Raw genomic sequence first — 20,246 nt, 5'->3', positions numbered from 1 at the left:
CAAGGAGAAGTTGGTCCTCAAGGTCCACAAGGGGATACGGGAGCCACAGGAGCGACAGGTCCACAAGGTGAAGTTGGTCCACAAGGTCCGCAAGGGGATACAGGAGCTACAGGAGCCCAAGGCCCGCAAGGAGAAGTAGGCCCACAAGGTCCACAAGGAGCTACAGGAGCTACAGGAGCAATAGGTCCTCAAGGTCCACAAGGGGATACAGGCGCTACAGGAGCCCAAGGTCCACAAGGTGAAGTTGGTCCTCAAGGTCCACAAGGAGATACCGGTGCCACAGGAGCAACGGGTCCACAAGGTCCTCAAGGCCCGGCCGGTCCGCAAGGAGCCCAAGGTCAACAAGGTCCACAGGGGCAACCAGGTCAAAACGGACAAAACGGACAAGACGGTCAGGATGGGGCTCGGGGTCCTCAAGGCCCTCAAGGTCCTCAGGGTCCTCAGGGACAACCAGGTCAAGATGGTCAAGACGGTCAAACTGGAGCTACCGGCCCTCAAGGCCCAGCAGGTGATCCTGCCACAGACGATCAGACCCTTAGCCTATCAGGAAGTAATTTGGCAATCTCTGGAGGGAATAGTGTTGATTTATCCAGTTTGTCAGATCATGATTGGTACGAGGTAGGTACATCAAATGCTCCGAACAATATAAACGATAATATTTTTACTCAAGGAAATGTTGCTATCGGTAGAACCTCTATTACGGCTAATAGGGCTTTAGATGTTGAAGGTAATGTTGAAATAAACGATTACCTATATATGAATGGTAAGAATACTTTGAGGGCAACTGACGATAATTATTTGCGTATTAATTGGAGCAACGACTATGCCTTAGGAACATTTTTTAATGGAAATGTAAGAATGTATGACGGTTTGGTAGTAAATGAAAGGGGAGCAAATAGTGATATGAGAGTTGAAGGAGACACTGAAACATTTTTACTATTTACAGATGCTTCTTCCGATGAAGTAGGTATTGGTACCAGTTCACCAGATGCTAGATTAGATGTAGAAGGTGGTACAGTACGTTTTTCTGATTATGGATCAAATGCCGTAACGGGTAATGCTACTACGTTAGTAGGTGTTGAGGCAGATGGCGATCTTGTTGAAGTAAACTCTTTAAAAGCGTCGAAGATTTTTTATCCACCATCAATTGAAGTAGATGCTTCAACAAATGGTACTGGAAGAACTATAGACTTGCACGCTCAATATGTTGCGCAATTCGGTTCGCCAATGGTAGCTAGTGCCTCGGCACCAGCAGCTATTCCAACGTATGCCAATACGGAGTTGTATTACTATGTTACTTTTTACGACACGGCAGTTTTTGACAATGTATCCGTAAATGCATCCGGAATAATGACCTATGATGTTATTGGACAACCAGCAAGCTATAACTCGTTGATCAATGTAGTTTTTGTAGTAAAATAATTTAAACGGTAACCAATCGATTTGAAAGCGATAACTACATATAAAAAACTGGCCCTCAGTTTGGTTTTTACCATTCTGGGGTTTGCCGTCTCCAATGCTCAGTATTTATTACGCGCTCCAGATGACACCCCAGAAGAAACCAGAACCAACTTTCGCTGGTATGAAGCGCAGGACACCAGTACCATTCTAAGTACGGATTCCTTCTTGGAAGTAAATGATCAAGGGATTTATTTTGCAACGTACGATGGTACCTTATGTGGTAAGAATGCAACCAGTTATTTTATAGTAACCAATTGTAATTCGCCTTATAATGAAGTAACTCTTGATATTAGTGATAATACGGATAACCTTTCTTCGGGAGCAACAGTGAGTTGGAACCCTCCTTTGCCAGGAGACCAAAGTGCTCCTATGGTTATTGCCACACAAAACGTGGAGCGCTATATAGCTACTATAACTAAGGCTGGTAATGCAAAAAGTCTACCTAGTTTTACAGTCGTCTGTATTGATGAGTCGGCCATTCTGGTCGATGATCTCGTTACTGTAGACGAAGATGATTCAGTGGTAGTGGATATTTTTGACAATGATAGTGAGCTGCCTACACAAGGTACACTTACTGCAACCAATCCGGTAAACGGAACGGTAAATATTGATAATAACGGAACACCTAACGATCCTACAGATGATATTGTGACTTATATTCCGGATCCAGATTACAATGGTCAGGATACGTTCAATTATACGGTCTGTAATATTTTTGGGGACTGTAGTACGGCTACGGTTACAGTAGATGTGCTACCTATTTTGGATACTCTTGATGATAGCATAGCTACTACAGAAGATACGCCGGTTGAATTGGATATTCTTGGGAATGACAATGATATTCCAACAATAGGAACTTTGACGACCACGGACCCAACAAATGGAACGTTAGTATTGGATAACAATGGTACACCCAACGATCCATCGGATGATAGGGTTACATACACTCCTAATGAAAATTTTGATGGAAGCGACTCATTTACTTATACGCTTTGTGATACGGTAGGTAATTGTGATACGGCTACGGTAACTATTTTGGTAACAGATGCCATTGATTTGGATACAGATGATGATGGAATCTTAAATAGTTTTGAAGATTTGAATTTAGATGCCGATAATGATCCGTCTACACATCCAACGGATACGGACAATGATGGCATTCCGGATTATTTAGATATTGATAGTGACAATGATGGTATCCCGGATAACGTAGAGGCTCAAACCACTATTGATTATATCCCGCCTGGCGGATTGGATTTAAATGGAAACGGAGTGGATGATGCCTATGAAAATAATGGTGGATTGGGAATTATCCCAGAAGATACGGACGGAGACGATTTACCGGATTATGTTGATGATGATAGTGATAATGATAATGTTCCGGATAGAATAGAAGGGCATGATCATAATAGAGACGGTATTCCTGACGTTACTTTAATTGGTTCGGATAAAGATCGCGATGGTCTTGATGACGGGTACGAAGGCGAAACGGCAATTGATCTTGATGTTAATGATGAAATAAACGATCCATATAACGATTTGCCAAATACGGACGGCGATGGAGAATCTGATTATAGGGATACGGATGATGATAATGATGGTATCCAGAGTAAAGACGAGGATATAAATATTGATGGGAATTATGCCAATGATGATACGGATGGCAATGGCATACCGGAATATTTAGAGCCTAATGCAGAGGAAGAACCTATTGAGGTATTTAACGTAGTGACGCCAAATAATGACGGAGCCCATGACGTACTGACCATAACTGGGTTGGAAAACTACCCGGATAACTCAATTAGGATTTATAATAGATGGGGTGTTCTTGTATATACTACACAGGCTTACAACACCGAAGGAAACGTGTTTGACGGAACCTCTCAAGGAAGGGTTACTGTTGATGCAGATAGAAAATTACCGGTTGGTACGTATTTCTATATTTTAGATTACAAAGATGCTCAAGGTGAACAAAAATCACTTTCAGGATATATATACATTAACAGATAGCAGTAATGATGATCCCAAATCTCAGAATAACCGCTTACAAACTAGGTGCGCTACTCGCCGTTCTTATTACGGTTGGTATACAGAATGCCGTTGCACAACAAGATTCTCAGTATACCCAATATATGTATAATACGGTGAGCGTCAACCCTGCTTATGCGGGTTCTCGAGGTCATATTAGTACAGCACTCTTGCACCGTTCCCAATGGGTAGGGTTGGATGGAGCTCCTACAACGCAGACTTTCAATATACATTCCCCTATTGGGTATAGGGGTGTGGGCCTAGGTGCTTCAATAGTTAATGATAAAATTGGCCCTACTTCTGAGACTTATATTGATATAGACTTTTCATATACGGTATACACATCCTCGGAAGGTAGATTAAGTTTTGGGCTAAAGGGAAGCGCCCATTTACTGGACGTTCGTTTTTCGGAACTCAATCAATTTACAACAGATACAAGTTTACAGAATGATATAGACAACAAGTTTTCGCCTAATGTTGGTGCAGGTATTTATTATCATAATGAGAGGTTCTATGCAGGTCTTTCCGTTCCACGTATATTACAGACCCTTCATTTTAAAGATGGTCCGGCACCGTCTACGGCCAAAGAACAAATGAACTTTTACTTTATAACAGGCTATGTTTGGGATTTAAACGATAATACAAAGTTTAAACCCGCTTTATTGACCAAACTGGTTACTGGAGCCCCATTGCAAGTTGATATTTCGGCAAACTTTATGTTTAGCGAAAAATTTATCCTTGGAGCGGCCTACCGTTGGGATGCGGCATTCAGTGGTATGCTAGGGTTCAATATTTCCAAGAAGTTCTTGATTGGTCTTGCTTATGATCGCGAAGTTACCGAGCTGGGTAAAGCGGTCTATAATTCGGGCTCTTTTGAAGCCATTTTAAGATATGACTTCATAAGCACAAAGGGTAACTTAAAATCACCTCGTTTCTTTTAGAAGTTTTTATAAAATTGACTCACTTTCCTTAATTTATCATCTTCTCTTCACACGATACTAACTTAAAGGTATTATTTTTGTCCGGAGGCGCTTTTTTTGTGCTTTATAAAAAAGGAGATATTTGAAAGAAGAAGAAGTAATCTTGGTAGACCAAGACAATAACCAAATAGGAACAATGCCTAAAATGGAGGCGCATGAAAAAGCTATGCTTCATCGCGCATTTTCTGTTTTTGTAATGAATGATAAAGGTGAGACTATGTTGCAGCAACGAGCTGCCCACAAGTACCACTCTCCCAATTTATGGACCAATACGTGTTGTAGCCATCAACGTGAAGGCGAGAGCAATATAGAGGCGGGAAAGAGAAGATTACAAGAAGAGATGGGTTTTGTTACCGAACTTAAAGAACTGTTTTCTTTCATCTATAAAGCGCCATTTGATAACGGGTTAACGGAACATGAGTTTGATCATGTTATGATGGGTAGTTATACCGGAGAACCAAAAATTAACCCGGACGAGGTAGCGGATTGGAAATGGATGAAGCCTTCTGATATTAAAAAAGATATGGCACAAAATCCGGATACGTATACGGCGTGGTTCAAAATTATTTTTGAGAAATTTTATGACCACATAAGCCAAAATTCAATTGAGGATGAAAGTAAAGGTTAGTAGAAAGGCCCATTTTAATGCCGCCCATCGTTTGTATCGTAAAGATTGGAGCGATGATAGGAATGCTCAGGTCTTTGGTAAATGCAACAACCCCAATTACCACGGCCATAATTATGAGTTGATTGTTAGCGTTACGGGAGAAATAGACCCCGAAACGGGCTTTGTTATGGATATGAAAGTTTTAAAGGATTTAATTGGCGATAAAGTAGAAGATGCTTTGGATCATAAAAATCTGAATGTTGAAGTTCCGGAATTTAAAGACGTTAATCCAACTGCAGAAAATATTTCAATTGTTATTTGGAACAAACTAAGACCTCATATTAATGAAAGGCACGAGCTTGAGGTTGTATTATATGAAACCCCCCGAAATTTTGTCACCTTTTCAGGATAGAACATAAACTAATAACTATAAAGAAACACTATGCATCCCTTAAAATTCAATCCTATTTTAAAAGAGCGCCTTTGGGGCGGCACTAAACTTAAAGACGTTTTGGGCAAGCCAATTGAAAACGATATCACTGGCGAAAGTTGGGAGCTTTCTACGGTTCCGGGAGATATTTCTGTGGTTTCCAACGGAGATTTGGCGGGTGCGTCATTACAAGACCTAATAGAAAAAGATCCAGAAAGTGTATTAGGAAAAAGTGTTTATGAACGTTTTGGAACCGATTTTCCAATATTAATCAAGTTTATAGATGCCAAACAAGATCTATCCATTCAGTTGCACCCCAATGATGAGTTGGCCAAGAAACGTCACAACTCTTTTGGAAAAACTGAAATGTGGTATGTTATGGATGCGGATGATGACGCTAGCTTAATTGTTGGTTTCAACAAAGATGTTAGTAAAGAGGAGTATGCAGAAAGCATGAAAAACGATACGCTTCTAGACCTTTTAAACTATGAAAAAGTTAAAGAGGGCGATACCTTTTTTATCAATACCGGAAAGATTCATGCCATAGGTGCCGGTGTACTCTTGGCAGAAATCCAACAAACATCAGATGTTACATATCGTGTTTTTGATTTCAATAGAAGGGATAAGAACGGAAACCTAAGGGAATTGCATACAGAGCAGGCTTTAGATGCTATAGACTATAATAAGAAAGATGACTTTAAGGTAAAGTACGATAATACTAAAGACAAGGTCAACCAAATGGTTGATTGCCCATATTTTAAAACGGATTTTCTGGATTTGAATGCAGGAATGACACAAGATGTTACCAATCGTGATTCGTTCACCATTTTTATGTGCGTAGGAGGTGCGGCTACTATTGCCAATGAAAATGGCAGTGTACAAATCCAAAAGGGAGAGACTACTCTTTTACCGGCATCATCCAACACTATAAAAATAACAACAGAGGGAGCGAAACTTTTAGAGGTAACCATTTAACCTCTTAAATATTTCACTCTATATATTTTGTTCAAATTGAGTATAAATAGCGTATTTTTGCGTAAAATTTATTGATAATGGCAAGTGTAAAAGAATTAAAGAAGGATATTAATAATGTCTTGGGAGACATCATAGAAGCGGTATACATTGTAGAAGCTGCCAATGCTAACCAAGAATCTAAAGAAGGAGCAAAGGTTATTGATGAAGCTATTGAGACTTTTGATGACCTTATTCAGAAAGTGAACCAAAGAGGTGTTGAGAATAGAAAGAAGCACCTAAATGCTGTTCGCCAAGAATTGGAAACAAAGGCAACAGGCCTTGTTGAAAAAGTGAACAAACTAGGTTAGACCTAACAAGAATTAAATAAAAAGCCCGCTATTGCGGGCTTTTTTACTTTTTGATCTTTTCTAGATACGTTTTTAATTGTTTACCGTATTTAGATTCCGAGACTTCGGGCGTTAGTACATTATAAATAGAATCAAGATATTTTACGTTGGCATCGGGAACTTCGGTCAAAGCTATATAAGGCGCTATGTAAGAGTTCTTGTTGTTAAGCGCGTAGTTTAAGGAAAAAGCATAACCGCGCTGAAGATTACGGTCGCTAAGCTTCTGAATGGAATCCAATTGCAATGAATCCAAAACGTTTTTAGGGTCGTTGGCCAATTGAATGATCTCTAAGGTTTTCATGTTAAAGCGAGACATGGTTTTTCTGTACTCTTCCAGTTTTATCTGGCTTTCAGAACCCGCAATTTTAGCATTGGTATCAAAAGTGTTCCAAGACGTGTTGATCGTAATTGTACCAGGCTCTCCAAAAAAGGTGATACGGTCGTTTACTTCATTGGCGTCCTTTTTATTTAAATAGAGATAGAAAATCTCTGGACTTTCTAGCTCAGTTGTAAACGTAAAATTACCATCGCCTTCTATTTGTAAAGAATCTATAGTAGTCAGAACGCTATCCGGTACGTGTTGTAAGTAAAGCGTACCTTTTTTTAGTCCCTTTACGTTCCCGGTTACGGTCATGGTGTTTTTTGTGCTGCCTCCACATGATAGCAACAGTAAAGAAATTGCACTTAAAAGAAATATGTTTTTCATGTTCAGTTTTTGGTGGCGCAAATATCTATATTTTTTTTGGTTTACTCATTAATCGGTATTTAAATGCTTTCGGGTACGGGTTGTTCTTTAAATAGGTCTAGTGGTTTAACCTTTGGGTAGTTTACTCAAGAAGCTATTTTTAAAATTGATGAGCAGTTCATAAATGTGCAGTATTTTTGTTTGGATGAGAAGAAAGAATATAGCTAAAATTACGACCAATAAGGGCTATGATTTTATAAATAATTCAATATCTTCTCAATCATTAATTTTTTAATACGGAAGAATATATGAATGCTGAAAATGAAAAATGGATTGCGGCCATTGCTTCCGCGGATTATGTAAAGAACGGAATGATCGTGGGCTTAGGGTCTGGATCTACGGCGGCTTTTATGATTGCGGAATTAGGCAAGCGGATTGCAGGCGGACTGATTATGAAAGGTGTGCCGTCATCCGATGCTACGGCCAGACTGGCCAAACAGGCAGGCATATCACTGCTTTCTTTGGATGAAGCGGGTACCATGGATATCAACATAGACGGTGCCGATGAGTTTGATTCCAAATTTCAGTTGATAAAAGGTGGGGGAGGTGCATTGCTCCGAGAAAAAATATTGGCCCATAATTCAAGATTCAACATCATCATAGCGGATTCGGGCAAACAAGTTGAACGTTTAGGAAAATTTAAGTTGCCCGTAGAGACCATTCCTTTTGCAACGGAAACTATCATTTCAGAATTGAGCACAATGGATTTGAACCCTCGGTTACGCATGAAAAATAATGAGGTGTACAAAACAGATGAAAACAACTGTATTTTAGATATCGATATTTTTCAGAAGGATGATTTAAAAGCGTTGAACGATGTGCTCATTCAAATTCCCGGGGTAGTGGAGACGGGACTTTTCCTTTCTTCTACGGATATAGTTCTTATGGGCCTGGGAAATAAGGTGGTCACTTTAAAAAAGTAGCTTTTTGCCCTCTCGGAAGTTATGGGCAATGGAAAAATGAAACAGATGAAATTCAATATACAAGAGACGTTCAATAAGGAATTACCGGCTGATCCCATTATGGAGAATAGCAGAAGACAGGTAGAAAAAGCTTGTTTTTCATATGCTACTCCCAAACAAACGACTAACCCAAGCCTGATTCATGTTTCACCGGAAATGGCGAACGAACTCGGTATTTCTGTAGAAGACACTCAAACCGAAGAATTCTTGAACATCTTTACCGGTAATAAAGTCCTTGAAGGAACTACACCCTATTCCATGTGCTATGGCGGGCACCAATTTGGTAATTGGGCCGGGCAATTGGGTGATGGTAGGGCCATTAACCTTACGGAAATAGAACATAACGGGAAGCATTGGGCACTGCAGCTAAAAGGAGCGGGTGAAACCCCTTATTCCAGAACGGCGGACGGGCTGGCGGTTTTGCGCTCTTCTATTCGGGAATATCTGTGTAGTGAGGCCATGTACCATTTGGGCGTACCTACTACACGAGCTTTGTCCTTGGCGTTGTCCGGAGACCAAGTGCTTCGGGATGTGCTTTACAATGGTAATGCCGCCTATGAGAAAGGAGCTATTGTTTGTCGTGTTGCCCCTTCTTTTCTTCGTTTTGGCAACTATCAGATTTTTGCCGCACGTGAAGATATCGCTACCATGAGAACATTGGTGGACTATACTATAAAACACTTTTTTCCGGAATTGGGAGCGCCTTCCAAGGCGGTTTATGTACAGTTTTTTCAGGCTGTGGCAGATGCTACTTTAGATATGTTGGTACATTGGCAAAGGGTAGGTTTTGTTCACGGCGTTATGAATACGGATAATCTTTCCATTCTTGGTTTGACCATAGATTATGGCCCTTATGGCTGGTTGGAAGGTTACGACCATGGTTGGACACCAAATACCACAGACCGCCAGCATAGTAGATACCGGTACGGGAATCAACCTAATATTGGGTTGTGGAATCTATACCAATTGGCAAATGCGTTATATCCTTTAATTGATGAGGCAGCACCTTTGGAGAATGTCCTAGAGGGTTTTAAAAACAAGTTTGAGGAAAAGTATTTAGATATGATGAAGTCTAAAATAGGGCTTTTTGAAAAGGATGATTTGGACCAACAATTGCTGAACGATTTGGAAGAAAACCTTCAGCTTACCGAAACCGACATGACGTTGTTCTTTCGGAATTTAGCCGATATTAAAAAGGATGCGGGTAATGTAGATTCTTTCTTGAAAACCATTGGTGAAGCCTTTTATACGCCTGATGAGGTAGAAGGTGCAGTTCTGGATAAATGGACACTTTGGTTTACGGCTTACCAGAATAGATTGATAAAAGAAATGCTCTCAGATGCCGAAAGGAAAGAAAAAATGAATGCGGTAAACCCCAAATATGTGCTACGCAATTATATGGCACAATTGGCGATTGATGATGCGGATAAGGGAGATTATGCTTTAATTGATGAGCTGTTTGTTTTGTTGAAGAAGCCGTACGATGAGCAACCGGAGTATGAAAAATGGTTTGCCAAACGTCCGGATTGGGCACGTAACAAAGTAGGTTGTTCCATGTTATCCTGCAGTTCGTAAAACTAAATGTATGACAGAGAATCCGTCTAAAACAAAAATTGGACTCGGTATGGCCGCTTTGGGTCGTCCGGAATATATAAACATAGATGATGGCAATAGGGATAAGTCCTTAGTTGCTTTCAGGGCCAATGCTTTTAAGGTGTTGGATGCCGCTTATGAGAAAGGGGTGCGATATTTTGATACCGCCCCGTCTTATGGAAAAGGTGAGGAATTTCTAAAAGATTGGCAGGATAACCGGGCACATACAGATGTAGTAGTGGGTACCAAATGGGGCTATACCTATGTGGCCAATTGGCAATTGGGTTATGATGGTCCGCATGAAGTAAAAGAACACTCCCTGGAAAAGCTCACGGAGCAATGGGAGTTCTCTAAGGGGCTTCTTCCTTTTTTGGAGTACTACCAAATTCATTCTGCAACATTTGAAAGCGGCGTGCTACAGAATAAACCCGTATTGGAAAAACTACTGGAGATAAAAAGAACGACCGGACTTACCATTGGGATTTCTACAAGTGGGCCTAATCAAAAGGAGGTTATAGAAAATGCTCTCCAAATACGAATTGATGGCGAGGTGGTTTTTGATAGTTTTCAGGTTACTTTTAATATGTTGGAACAAGCCGTTTTGCCAGTTTTTCGTGATATAAAATTACAGGATAAAAAATTGTTAGTTAAAGAAGCCTTGGCCAATGGCCGCATATTTGAAAATGAAAAATATCCTCAGTATCAATCTTTGTATACCAAATTGAAGACTTTGGCTGAAAAGTATAAAGTAGGTGTAGATGCTATTGCATTACGGTATGTAATGGACAAGGTACAACCGGACTATGTGCTGAGCGGTGCTGCGGATATACATCAGCTGGAACAAAATTTAAAGGCGAATTCCTTCACTTTATATGAGGAAGAATTAGCAGCGCTTACCAAGGAAAAAGTAAACTCCAAAGCCTACTGGGAAGAGCGTAGTCAGTTGAGTTGGGATTGAGTTTCTATTGTAGTTTCGCGTTCATGCTTAAGTTATTCGTATGAACAAAATCTTATTTAATTCAATTTAACTCTGTGCCACATTCAAGACAGTTGTAGTTTCCTTTATCGAAATCTCTGTATGAAATGGACTTGCATACTTCAGATTTACATCGTCTAACCTTGTTATTAGTGAATTCATCCATCAATATAGCTTTACAAGCGAATCTACCCGCTCGAATATCGGTAAATGCATATTCGTTAACAGCTTTTTTATTTTTTCGTTTGATGGTGCCAATTTTTTTTATGAGACTTGTGGTAGACCATGGTTGAATAATATTTCTTATGGCAGGCGCATCTGCGGCAACCTTATTTACAACTAGTTGTTCTATTGAGAAAGAAATACAATTTACTTTTGCAAGGTGATTTTTGTTATTACGATTTTGGAGGAATTCATTAACTTTTTCTACACAAAATAAATCAATTGAATTGTTTACAACTTCCATTGTAAACTTTTTGGATTTTGCATTTTTCTTTAGTTGTTCAGATAAAATTCGATTGCAAATTCTTATACAATCTCTAGGTGAAAACTCAGAAAATAAAATAGTTCTACCTAATCCTCTTTTATCTTCGAACAATGAACCAGCATCCATTATTCTTTCGGAGCTAAAAGCGCTTAATCTTTTATTGAGCATTGTTTGAATTTGTTTAAATTCCCAATTCAATGTGAATGGAAATATACGGTCAGGTCTAGCCTCCTTTTCACAATAAGGTTTTAGAGCGTCCCAAAGAAAAAATTTGAATCCAATACCATTTGTTTCTAATAATTCTAAATCTTTTATTAATTCGGAAATGAATTGGTAACTGGCCTTAGGGTCATTACCCGTTAAGCTTTGTTCGTCAACTTTATCAACTAAAATATAAATAGTTGATATTCCAAGTCGTTTTAGGAATTCTTTTAGATTGATGAAATTATCTTTATGAGAAAGTTTTAACTTTTTATCTAGTTTAATTTTTGAGATGTCTATTTCAGCACCTTTTGATTTGCTAATCACTTTTATTACATCAGAAATAGGTTCTTTGAATCTTTTCCATAAATCAACAAATCTATCTTCAATAGTTTTTAACGAATTGATTGCTTGTTTGGGAAATGATGCGGGCGTTTTAAACAAATAAATTCTACACAGCTTATAAATAAACTGTCTTTCGGAATAGTCAAATTCATAGATATAGTCAAAGTCTTTTATTGAGTCAAGACGGTCAAAAAAAGAAAGCAATAATAATCTATTCAAATAACTAAGGTGATAAGATATACCTATTTCATCGGCTGAAGTAAACTCTGATAAATCGTGGTCAGTGTAACTTATGGTGAGGACGTTGTCGTGGTTTTTAGCTCTTTTTTCAATCATTAAACGTTGAGCAGTTTTACCACCTCCTCTAGGTGCATATATTATGTTAGAAACTGGTGACTCAGGGTCTCCCCAGACATCTTCAAAATAATCAGGATAGATGAAATACTGTTCGATTAAACCACTTTCCTTGTCAGCATTTGTATACTGAAAAGGGTTTTCATTCAATCCTAAACTTTGGATGTATTCTGTTTTGGTCATTGCTTAATAATTAGCTTTGTCCAGCTTTTTCGTATTTATAAAAATACCATATTAGAATTCATAGACAAAGATGCTGATATTTAATTATCATAGGTATTAAATTTCTGTTCCTATTTACAGTGCCGAAGCAACTTCCATCAAGTAGGCACATAGCAGTGCACCGCCCGTACCCACTACATAACCAAAAACAGCTAGAAGTACCCCAACGGAAGTCAACGATGGGTGAAATTCCGCAGCTACAACTGGGGCCGAAGCTGCACCGCCTACATTGGCCTGACTTCCCACGGCCAAGAAAAAGAAGGGTGCTTTTATCAGTTTTGCTACAAGAATCAATAGTCCCGCATGAATAGAAATCCAGACAAGGCCAATGGCAATCAATCCCGGGTTTTCGAGTACTTTACCCAAATCCATTTTCATACCAATAGTGGCCACAAGTAGATAAATGATCATACCGCCTATTTTACTGGCACCGGCACCTTCATAGTTTTTAGCTTTGGTAAAAGATAAGGCTATACCTGCCGCTGTGGCAATGACCACCATCCAAAAGAAACTGGATCCCAAGAAAGAGAGAAAGCTTTTTTGATCACGAACACTTTCAAACGAACTGGTCAGCATATCGCTAATATGATTACCAAAGAAATGTGCAATGCCAGTTGCGGTAAACGCAAAGCAAAGCATCATCATATAGTCTTTTAAGGTAGGTACACGGGTTATTTTTTCGGCGAAAGCGGTAACCTTGACCTTTAAAGTTTCAATAGCGGAAGTATCGGCTTTAAGCCATTTGTCAATTTGTTTGGTGCGGCCTACGCCTAGTAGAATAACAGCCATCCAGATATTGGCCACAACAATGTCTACCAGCACCATGGCGCCGTATTTTTCAGGATTGTATTTAAAGATTTCGTACATGGCCGCTTGGTTGGCACCGCCACCGATCCAACTACCGGCAATAGTAGAAAGCCCTCTCCAAATAGCATCAAAATCGTTTCCCCCTACGGTATCGGGAGAAAAGATAGAAACAACTAAAATAGCAATAGGTCCGCCAATAATAATACCAACACTACCTGTTAGGAACATGATAAGTGCCTTGGACCCTAAGCTCATAATCGCCTTTAAATCTATACTTAATGTCATAAGCACCAGTGCTGCAGGCAGTAAATACCTACTGGCAACATAATACAGACTGGAAGTATGGGTGATAACTTCACCGGTATCGCTCAAGGTTTCCCATTTTTCGGCAACAATACCTGTAGATGCCAATATACCTGGCAATAGGTAACACATAAGCACCCCTGGTACTATACCGTAGAATTTGCTCCAAAAACCGGTCTTTTGGGAAGAGCCATAAAAAATAAAGCCTAGACAGAGGGCTAATAGTCCAAAAACAACGGTATCATCGGTTATTAACGGGGCAGGTAATAAAGGTTCGGTCATATGATTTGTGGGTGCTTTTCCTCAAATATAATCAAATTACCAGATGCTTTTTAATATAGTCTGCTACGCCATTTTCTGTATTGGGTAGGGTAACGGCATTGGCAATGGCTTTTACTTCTTCTCTAGCATTACCCACAGCAACACCACAACCGCTGCTTTGCAGCATTTCAATATCATTGTAATTATCACCAAAAGAAATAACATGTTCTAGTGATTCATCTTCTTGTAACAAAGATTTTATGGCAGATAATTTTGAAACGGATTTTGGCGCAACTTCAATGAGCGTATCATTTGAGCGGTACAGGTTTAGGTGTTCTCCCAGTTTTTTTTCAAGAACAGGGTAGAGGTTATCGGCATCCTCTTTTGTGCTCATTAGCATTATCTTATGGGCACCAATATTGCGTTTTTCCCAGTCCAAAAGCGTTTCGGAGGTAGGTCTAAAGACCGGAGTGGTCTTGGTATATTTTATTTCTTTTTGAACACGTTCAGAATCTTCTTCAACATACCACTCATTGTTGTAATATAAACCGAGTTTGGTATCGTTTACTTCGGCTAAATGATATATTTCATCAAGATGGTCCGTACTAATATGTACGGAGGAAAGTTCTTTATCGCCATCCAGCACCAAGGCGCCATTATAGCAGATGATAGGTTGCTCCTCAATGGCCAGGTCTTTTTGTAAATACGTCATAGCACTTGGCATACGCGCAGACACCAAAATTATTTTTACCTGTGATTTAATTCGATTGATTTCTGCTATCGTAAATTCGGAAACATCACTTTTTGTGGTCAATAAAGTACCATCTAAATCTGAACAGAGTATTTTGTAATTCAAGTCGTTTGGTTTTAAAGTTTGTTAGGTTTGGTCTCAATTTCCTTGTCTGAACTTTTTGGTTTTCTTTTTGTCCGGGTTTTTGAACAAACGCTTAAAAAACCCGTCCCGTTTTACCGGTTCACAGTCCAACATCTCTAAAGTTGCTGGGTTGGGCCGTTTAAACTGCGCCTTTGTAATTTCATTATAGTAGGGATGCTTGTTCATTTCCTGCATCCATTTGGCAAAGATAGGAAGAGCTGCGTTAGCGCCTTGCCCTAAACTGGTGCTTCTGAAGCCTATCTCATGATTGTCCAGTCCCACCCACGTTACATGCACCAATTTTGGCATAATGGCTACGAACCATGCATCCTTATTATTTTGCGTGGTTCCGGTTTTTCCGGCAATGGCATTGTTCAATTTATAAGTAGAGCGGATTCTAGAGGCCGTACCCTTATCAATTGTACCTTTCATCATTTCTACCATAATTTGCCTCGTTTCTTCCGAAAAAGCGGTTTCACGAGCTCTTTTTGGCTTAAATTCGGTTAAAAGGGAATCTTTTCTATCCGTAATTTTTTCAATGAGATAAGGTAAAACAGCTTTTCCATCGTTTACATAACTGGCATAAGCACCCGCTAGTTCATTTAAATATATTTCTCCGGTACCTAAGGCCAAAGAGGGTTGCGCAGGTAGTTTGGAGAAAATACCCATATTTTTGGCCATAGTGAGCACATTGTTGATACCCGCTTTTTCCAAAACTTTTACCGCTACGGTATTTACAGAATGACTTAAAGCTTCTTCCATGGAATAGTTGAGGTAAGCCTCATCTTTCTTTCCGGAATTACTGGGAGACCAGCCTTTTAAATTTTCGTACGCTACTTCTTCCGCAGAAAAATAGGTGCAGGGCAAAGTGCCGGTTTCTAATGCCGTTGTGTAGACAATAGGTTTAAAGGTAGAACCCACTTGGCGTTTACTTTGCGCTACATGGTCATATTTAAAATGCTCAAAATCTACACCACCGATCCATGTTTTAACGGCGCCCGTTTTAGGGTCTAATGCCAAAGAACCGGTGTTCAAGAATTTCATATAATGCGTGATACTATCAATAGAACTGCCCTGAACGGTCTTTTCTCCCTCCCAATCCGTTAAGACCAATTCCTTTTTTATGCTTAGGGAGTCCATGATTTTGTCATGCTCCAACCCTTGTTTCTTCAATTTTCGGTAAACATCCGAGTTTTTAACGACCTTTTCTATCAGCTTCTTATTGGCGCTCCATGGGGCATTTTTTCCATAGCTTTTTTCAAAACTACTTTGTAATGCGGTCATATGCTCACGCATGGCTTCTTCCGCCCAGAACTGCATATTGTAATCTAAAGTGGTATACACTTTTAGGCCGGAAGTGTAGATATTATATTCATTACCTTCCTCTTTTTGCTTGTCATTCCATTTCAACAGTTGTTTTCTTACTTCTTCCCTAAAATAGGGCGCAAGTCCGGCATTGCTGTCAAAATCACGATAGTCCAGTTTTAAGGGGAGGTCGATAATGCTGTCTTTTTGCTCCGCGGAAATATAATCGTTATTGGACATGGCCAGAAGTACCAGGTTTCTTCTGGTTAAACTTCTCTCGGGAAAAATACGAGGGTTATAGCCATAAGTGGCCTTGAGCATGCCCACTAAAACCGCTCCTTCTTCTACCGTTAAATCTTTTGCTTGTTTATTAAAAAATTTAAGGGAAGCACTTTCTATTCCAAAAGTATTGTCGCCAAAAGAAACGGTATTCAGGTAATGCGTAAGGATTTCATCTTTGGAGTAAATGTCCTCTAGTCGGGAAGCAATGAACATTTCCTTTATTTTATCCACTACGATATTGGCTCTTTTTCTATCCCTCCGGGGATATAAATTCTTAGCAAGCTGTTGGGATAGGGTACTGCCCCCACCGGCAGATTGGTCTTGCATAAGTATGGTCTTTACAGCTACACGCCCCAAACTTTTATAGTCTATGCCGTTATGCTCATAAAAACGTTCATCTTCAATGGCTACCAATGCGTTAAGTACATTTTTGGGAATAGCCTCAAAAGCTATGGGCTGCCTGTCGTACAAATAAAATTTACCAATAAGGACGCTATCTGCCGTGTATACTTCCGAAGCCCTTTGGTATTGAAAATCCGAAAGTTCTTCCTTGCCCGGTAATTTACCCCAAGCTCCCCAGTAAATACTTTTTATAAACAGAAAGGAGAAAACTATGAGTGCTATTAGGGCTAGCAGGGTATATCTTAATATTGGAGACTTTATTTTTTTTAAGATCAAATCCGTGAATTTTAGGTGTGCAATATCAAATTAAAAAATGAAACCCTAGGGTTTCTTAACAATAGATTTAACTTCAATTTTCTACTTTTGCGGCTAAATAAATTTCATGCGAAAAATAGTATTCTTTCTGTTCTTAATAACAACACTTTCTAACGCAAATGATGGTGAGTGGTCAAAAACCGGACACCGCACCGTGGGCGAAGTGGCTCAACATCACCTTTCAAAAAAAACCAGAAAGGCACTTAAAAAGTTGTTGAACGGAGAGAGTCTTGCTTATGTATCTACGTTTGCAGATGATATAAAAGCCGACAGGGCCTATAAAGAATTTAGCGCTTGGCATTATGTAAATATTCCCCAAGGAAAAAATTACTCAGATATAGAGCCCAGTGAGCACGGAGATCTTATAATGGGTATCAATAAATGTATTGAAATTATCAAAGACGATAACAGCAAAAAAGAGGATAAGGTTTTTTATCTGAAAATGCTGGTACATTTAATAGGAGACCTACACCAACCCATGCATGTAGGACGTTATGAGGATAAGGGAGGCAACGATATTCAGTTGCAATGGTTCAATACCGGAACTAACCTGCATAGAGTTTGGGACTCCAATATGATAAATGATTATGGTATGAGCTATACCGAGTTGGCTTCTAGTTTACCCCAACTTTCAAAAGAACAAGTAAAATTTATTCAACAAGGTACAATTTATGATTGGGTAGAGGAATCTCAAGAAATTGCAGATAAACTTTATGATTCCGTTGAAGTAGGAGAGAAGCTATATTACCGTTACAGTTACGAATGGTGGGGCACGGTTGAAACCCAACTACAAAAAGGAGGGTTGCGTTTGGCCAAGGTCCTGAACGAACTTTTTTAGATTTAAAAACGAAATAGTTTACCGTTTGGAAATTTTGTTCATAGATATATGGCGCTGCCGTGTACTCTTGAACCTATGGTCTTCCGTATTATTTAACTTGGCATGTTTGGTATTTCTGCCCTGAACTCGTTTACGCCACATCCTAAAACTTTTGGGTTTAAGGTGGTATCTCATAAGTTCAATAGTTTCCTGTTCCGATATGCCAAATTGAAAAGTTATAGCATCAAAAGGAGTGCGGTCTTCCCAGGCCATTTCAATAATTCGGTCTAATTCTCTTTCCGTAAATGTCTGTCTCATAGCATAACAAAAGTAATTAAGGACAAATTAATATTTGAACTCAATAGAACTAAAATTTTGGCTTCTTAACGACATAATACATTTTTAAGTAAAAGTCTATGTTATATTAGAGTAGATGGTTGCGAGGACATTAGTTGGCACCCGGCGGCTAAAGGCAGTGATCTTCTCATAAGTAAAGGGTAAAAAAAATCGGCTATTTTTAATGGCCGATTTTTTTATGTAATAATTCTAAACGTCAGGTTTATGCGCTCATTAATAACTCTGGCCGTTTTTGGAACCTGATGCAGCCAATGTTCTTGTGTAGCACCTTTCATTAGTAAAAGACTACCATGTTGTAATAGAATTTTTTGTTTCAGGTTTTTATCCTTTCTATGTTTTAGGTGAAAGAAACGCTCTTGCCCTAAAGTCACCGATGCAATAATTGGGTTCTTGCCCAACTCCTTCTCATTATCTGCATGCCACCCGTTACTATCCTGACCGTTCCTGTAGAGGTTGAGTAAGCAAGTAGTAAACACTACCCCAGTACATGTTTCAACTTTGTTTTTTATTTCTAAAAGCTGAGGTGTAAACTTATGGGGCGCCATTACCAACTTGGAATAGGAGTAGGGCTTACCGTTATTACCATATAAAGCCGTTAGCCTTGGTTGGGCATAGGTCTTACCGAATACCGTAATATTATCTTGTTGCCAAGGGGTTTCTTCTTTAAGCGACTGAAAATAAGAATCGGCCGTTGCCCTTTTTATAAAATTTGGATAATAGGTAATATCACTATCCGGTAGGTTCAAATTCATTTCGTCCGGGAACAGACCATCTATCATTTAAGAACCGTTTTTAACTCATTCCTGTATTCAGATGGGTTTTGACCTGTAAATGCCTTAAACTGTTTGTTAAAGTGAGAAAAGTTGTTGAAACCGCTTTCAAAACACACCTCGGTAATACTTAAAGGTTGTTCTGCCAAAAGTTTGGAGGCATGCACTAAACGGTACTCATTTACAAACTGAACAAAAGTTTTATTGGTAATCTTTTTAAAGTAACGACAGAAAGAGGGTACGGTCATACTTACCATGTTACTTATTTCATCCAATGTTATTTCTTCCTTAAAGTTGTTCTTAACGTGGTTAAAGACTACGTTAATACGATCATTGTCCTTCACTTCGGTTTCCATAGAGAATCCTTCGGCATTAAGAATCTTAAACTCTTTGGAGCTGCCCAATTCGTTTAAAATATTCAATATGGAAAGTAAACGCTGAAAATGGGTCTGGTATTCCAGAATCTGCATTTTCTCTCCAATCTTTCTTTTGGTCTTTCCGGAAAAGGCTATACCACCTTTTGCCATTTCAAAAAGCGATTGAATCTTTTTCATTTCGGGAATATTAAAAAAATCGTTTCCCAAGAAATCCAATTTCATTTGAATGACCGTTTCGCTTTCATTACCGGTAAGTGTATTGGTAAAACCGCAATGGGGTAAATTACTACCTATTAATATAAGGTCTCCTTTTGAGTAATACGAAACATGGCTTCCGATCTGTCTTTTACCAGACCCGCCATTTACGTGAACGAGTTCTATTTCCGGATGGTAATGCCATACGGTGTTTTTATTATTCTTTGTCGCATCAAACCTTTGATACGTATAAGAATGCCCAAAACTAGGTTCTATGGCCTCAAAAGCGGGCTTCTGATTTGTTAGCGGGGGTTTGCTCATAATACAAAATTAAACAAGGCTAATTCCTTCTTTCTTTGCAAAATTAACTAAAATATGTTCAATATTACCTTATGGGCAATATTGCTGTATATGGAATGGTAAAATAGC

General features: G+C 39.2%; 18 protein-coding genes and 1 pseudogene. 11 read left to right on the top strand and 8 right to left on the bottom strand.

Going from position 1 to position 20,246, the window contains the following annotated elements; all coding sequences use genetic code 11:
- The 7 genes and pseudogenes from KO513_RS19755 to KO513_RS04585 form a co-directional block, all read left to right on the top strand.
- Window positions 1–1,422, top strand: a pseudogene (locus tag KO513_RS19755) (collagen-like protein); the annotation flags it as partial.
- Window positions 1,423–1,443: 21 nt separating this feature from the next.
- On the top strand, window positions 1,444–3,471 hold the full coding sequence (locus KO513_RS04610; RefSeq protein ID WP_215912474.1) for a gliding motility-associated C-terminal domain-containing protein: 2,028 nt from the start codon (window positions 1,444–1,446) through the stop codon (window positions 3,469–3,471).
- Between the two features lie 8 nt (window positions 3,472–3,479).
- Window positions 3,480–4,430 carry a PorP/SprF family type IX secretion system membrane protein gene (locus KO513_RS04605; protein WP_215912488.1) on the top strand — a complete coding sequence of 317 codons (951 nt, stop codon included), beginning with the start codon at window positions 3,480–3,482 and terminating at the stop codon, window positions 4,428–4,430.
- A 121-nt stretch (window positions 4,431–4,551) separates the two neighbouring features.
- Window positions 4,552–5,097 carry an isopentenyl-diphosphate Delta-isomerase gene (gene idi / locus KO513_RS04600; protein ID WP_215441057.1) on the top strand — a complete coding sequence of 182 codons (546 nt, stop codon included), beginning with the start codon at window positions 4,552–4,554 and terminating at the stop codon, window positions 5,095–5,097.
- Window positions 5,081–5,488: a 6-pyruvoyl trahydropterin synthase family protein gene (locus KO513_RS04595; RefSeq protein WP_215912473.1), complete on the top strand. Its 408-nt coding sequence runs from the start codon at window positions 5,081–5,083 to the stop codon at window positions 5,486–5,488. The genes idi and KO513_RS04595 overlap by 17 nt, the downstream gene beginning before the upstream one ends.
- A 30-nt stretch (window positions 5,489–5,518) precedes the next feature.
- Entirely contained in the window at window positions 5,519–6,481 is a 963-nt protein-coding gene (locus tag KO513_RS04590) for a type I phosphomannose isomerase catalytic subunit (RefSeq protein ID WP_215912472.1), read from the top strand.
- Window positions 6,482–6,558: 77 nt separating this feature from the next.
- Entirely contained in the window at window positions 6,559–6,828 is a 270-nt protein-coding gene (locus KO513_RS04585) for a hypothetical protein (protein ID WP_215441054.1), read from the top strand.
- Window positions 6,829–6,871: 43 nt separating this feature from the next.
- On the opposite strand, the gene KO513_RS04580 is transcribed toward KO513_RS04585, so the two are convergent.
- Window positions 6,872–7,573 (bottom strand): DUF4369 domain-containing protein, encoded by a 702-nt coding sequence (locus KO513_RS04580; RefSeq protein WP_215912471.1) that lies wholly within the window; start codon window positions 7,571–7,573, stop codon window positions 6,872–6,874.
- A 287-nt stretch (window positions 7,574–7,860) separates the two neighbouring features.
- On the opposite strand from KO513_RS04580, the gene rpiA reads away from it, so the two are divergent.
- From rpiA to KO513_RS04565, 3 genes are read left to right on the top strand one after another with little or no spacing between them, the layout of a single operon-like run.
- Entirely contained in the window at window positions 7,861–8,535 is a 675-nt protein-coding gene (gene rpiA, locus KO513_RS04575) for a ribose-5-phosphate isomerase RpiA (protein ID WP_215912470.1), read from the top strand.
- 45 nt (window positions 8,536–8,580) lie between these two features.
- Window positions 8,581–10,149 carry a protein adenylyltransferase SelO gene (locus KO513_RS04570; RefSeq protein ID WP_215912469.1) on the top strand — a complete coding sequence of 523 codons (1,569 nt, stop codon included), beginning with the start codon at window positions 8,581–8,583 and terminating at the stop codon, window positions 10,147–10,149.
- 10 nt (window positions 10,150–10,159) lie between these two features.
- Window positions 10,160–11,125 carry an aldo/keto reductase gene (locus KO513_RS04565; RefSeq protein WP_215912468.1) on the top strand — a complete coding sequence of 322 codons (966 nt, stop codon included), beginning with the start codon at window positions 10,160–10,162 and terminating at the stop codon, window positions 11,123–11,125.
- A gap of 61 nt (window positions 11,126–11,186) precedes the next feature.
- Here the strand turns inward: KO513_RS04565 and KO513_RS04560 are convergent, their stop codons facing one another.
- The 4 genes from KO513_RS04560 to KO513_RS04545 form a co-directional block, all read right to left on the bottom strand.
- A complete protein-coding gene (locus KO513_RS04560) occupies window positions 11,187–12,713 on the bottom strand; it encodes a P-loop ATPase, Sll1717 family (RefSeq protein ID WP_215912467.1) in 1,527 nt (508 codons plus the stop codon).
- Window positions 12,714–12,827: 114 nt separating this feature from the next.
- A complete protein-coding gene (locus KO513_RS04555; RefSeq protein ID WP_215912466.1) occupies window positions 12,828–14,144 on the bottom strand; it encodes a DUF819 family protein in 1,317 nt (438 codons plus the stop codon).
- 31 nt (window positions 14,145–14,175) lie between these two features.
- Window positions 14,176–14,979, bottom strand: a complete 804-nt coding sequence (locus KO513_RS04550) for a Cof-type HAD-IIB family hydrolase (protein ID WP_215912465.1) — start codon at window positions 14,977–14,979, stop codon at window positions 14,176–14,178.
- Window positions 14,980–15,012: 33 nt separating this feature from the next.
- Entirely contained in the window at window positions 15,013–17,262 is a 2,250-nt protein-coding gene (locus tag KO513_RS04545) for a penicillin-binding protein 1A (protein ID WP_215912464.1), read from the bottom strand.
- A 106-nt stretch (window positions 17,263–17,368) separates the two neighbouring features.
- On the opposite strand from KO513_RS04545, the gene KO513_RS04540 reads away from it, so the two are divergent.
- Window positions 17,369–18,139, top strand: a complete 771-nt coding sequence (locus KO513_RS04540; protein ID WP_215912463.1) for a S1/P1 nuclease — start codon at window positions 17,369–17,371, stop codon at window positions 18,137–18,139.
- 18 nt (window positions 18,140–18,157) lie between these two features.
- Here KO513_RS04540 and KO513_RS04535 read toward each other — a convergent pair whose 3' ends face one another.
- From KO513_RS04535 to KO513_RS04525, 3 genes are all read right to left on the bottom strand, one after another.
- Window positions 18,158–18,436 carry a TIGR03643 family protein gene (locus tag KO513_RS04535; protein WP_215441039.1) on the bottom strand — a complete coding sequence of 93 codons (279 nt, stop codon included), beginning with the start codon at window positions 18,434–18,436 and terminating at the stop codon, window positions 18,158–18,160.
- Window positions 18,437–18,651: 215 nt separating this feature from the next.
- Window positions 18,652–19,254, bottom strand: a complete 603-nt coding sequence (locus tag KO513_RS04530) for an alpha-ketoglutarate-dependent dioxygenase AlkB family protein (RefSeq protein ID WP_252735681.1) — start codon at window positions 19,252–19,254, stop codon at window positions 18,652–18,654.
- A complete protein-coding gene (locus KO513_RS04525) occupies window positions 19,251–20,138 on the bottom strand; it encodes an AraC family transcriptional regulator (protein WP_215912462.1) in 888 nt (295 codons plus the stop codon). Before KO513_RS04525 ends, KO513_RS04530 begins: the two co-directional genes overlap by 4 nt.
- Between the last annotated feature and the right edge of the window lie 108 nt (window positions 20,139–20,246).

The organism is Zobellia sp. B3R18, assembly GCF_018860715.1.
GTDB classification, from domain to species: domain Bacteria; phylum Bacteroidota; class Bacteroidia; order Flavobacteriales; family Flavobacteriaceae; genus Zobellia; species Zobellia russellii.
The sequence above is the reverse complement of the archived record's forward strand: the minus strand, read 5'-3'. Positions and strand labels throughout refer to the sequence as shown.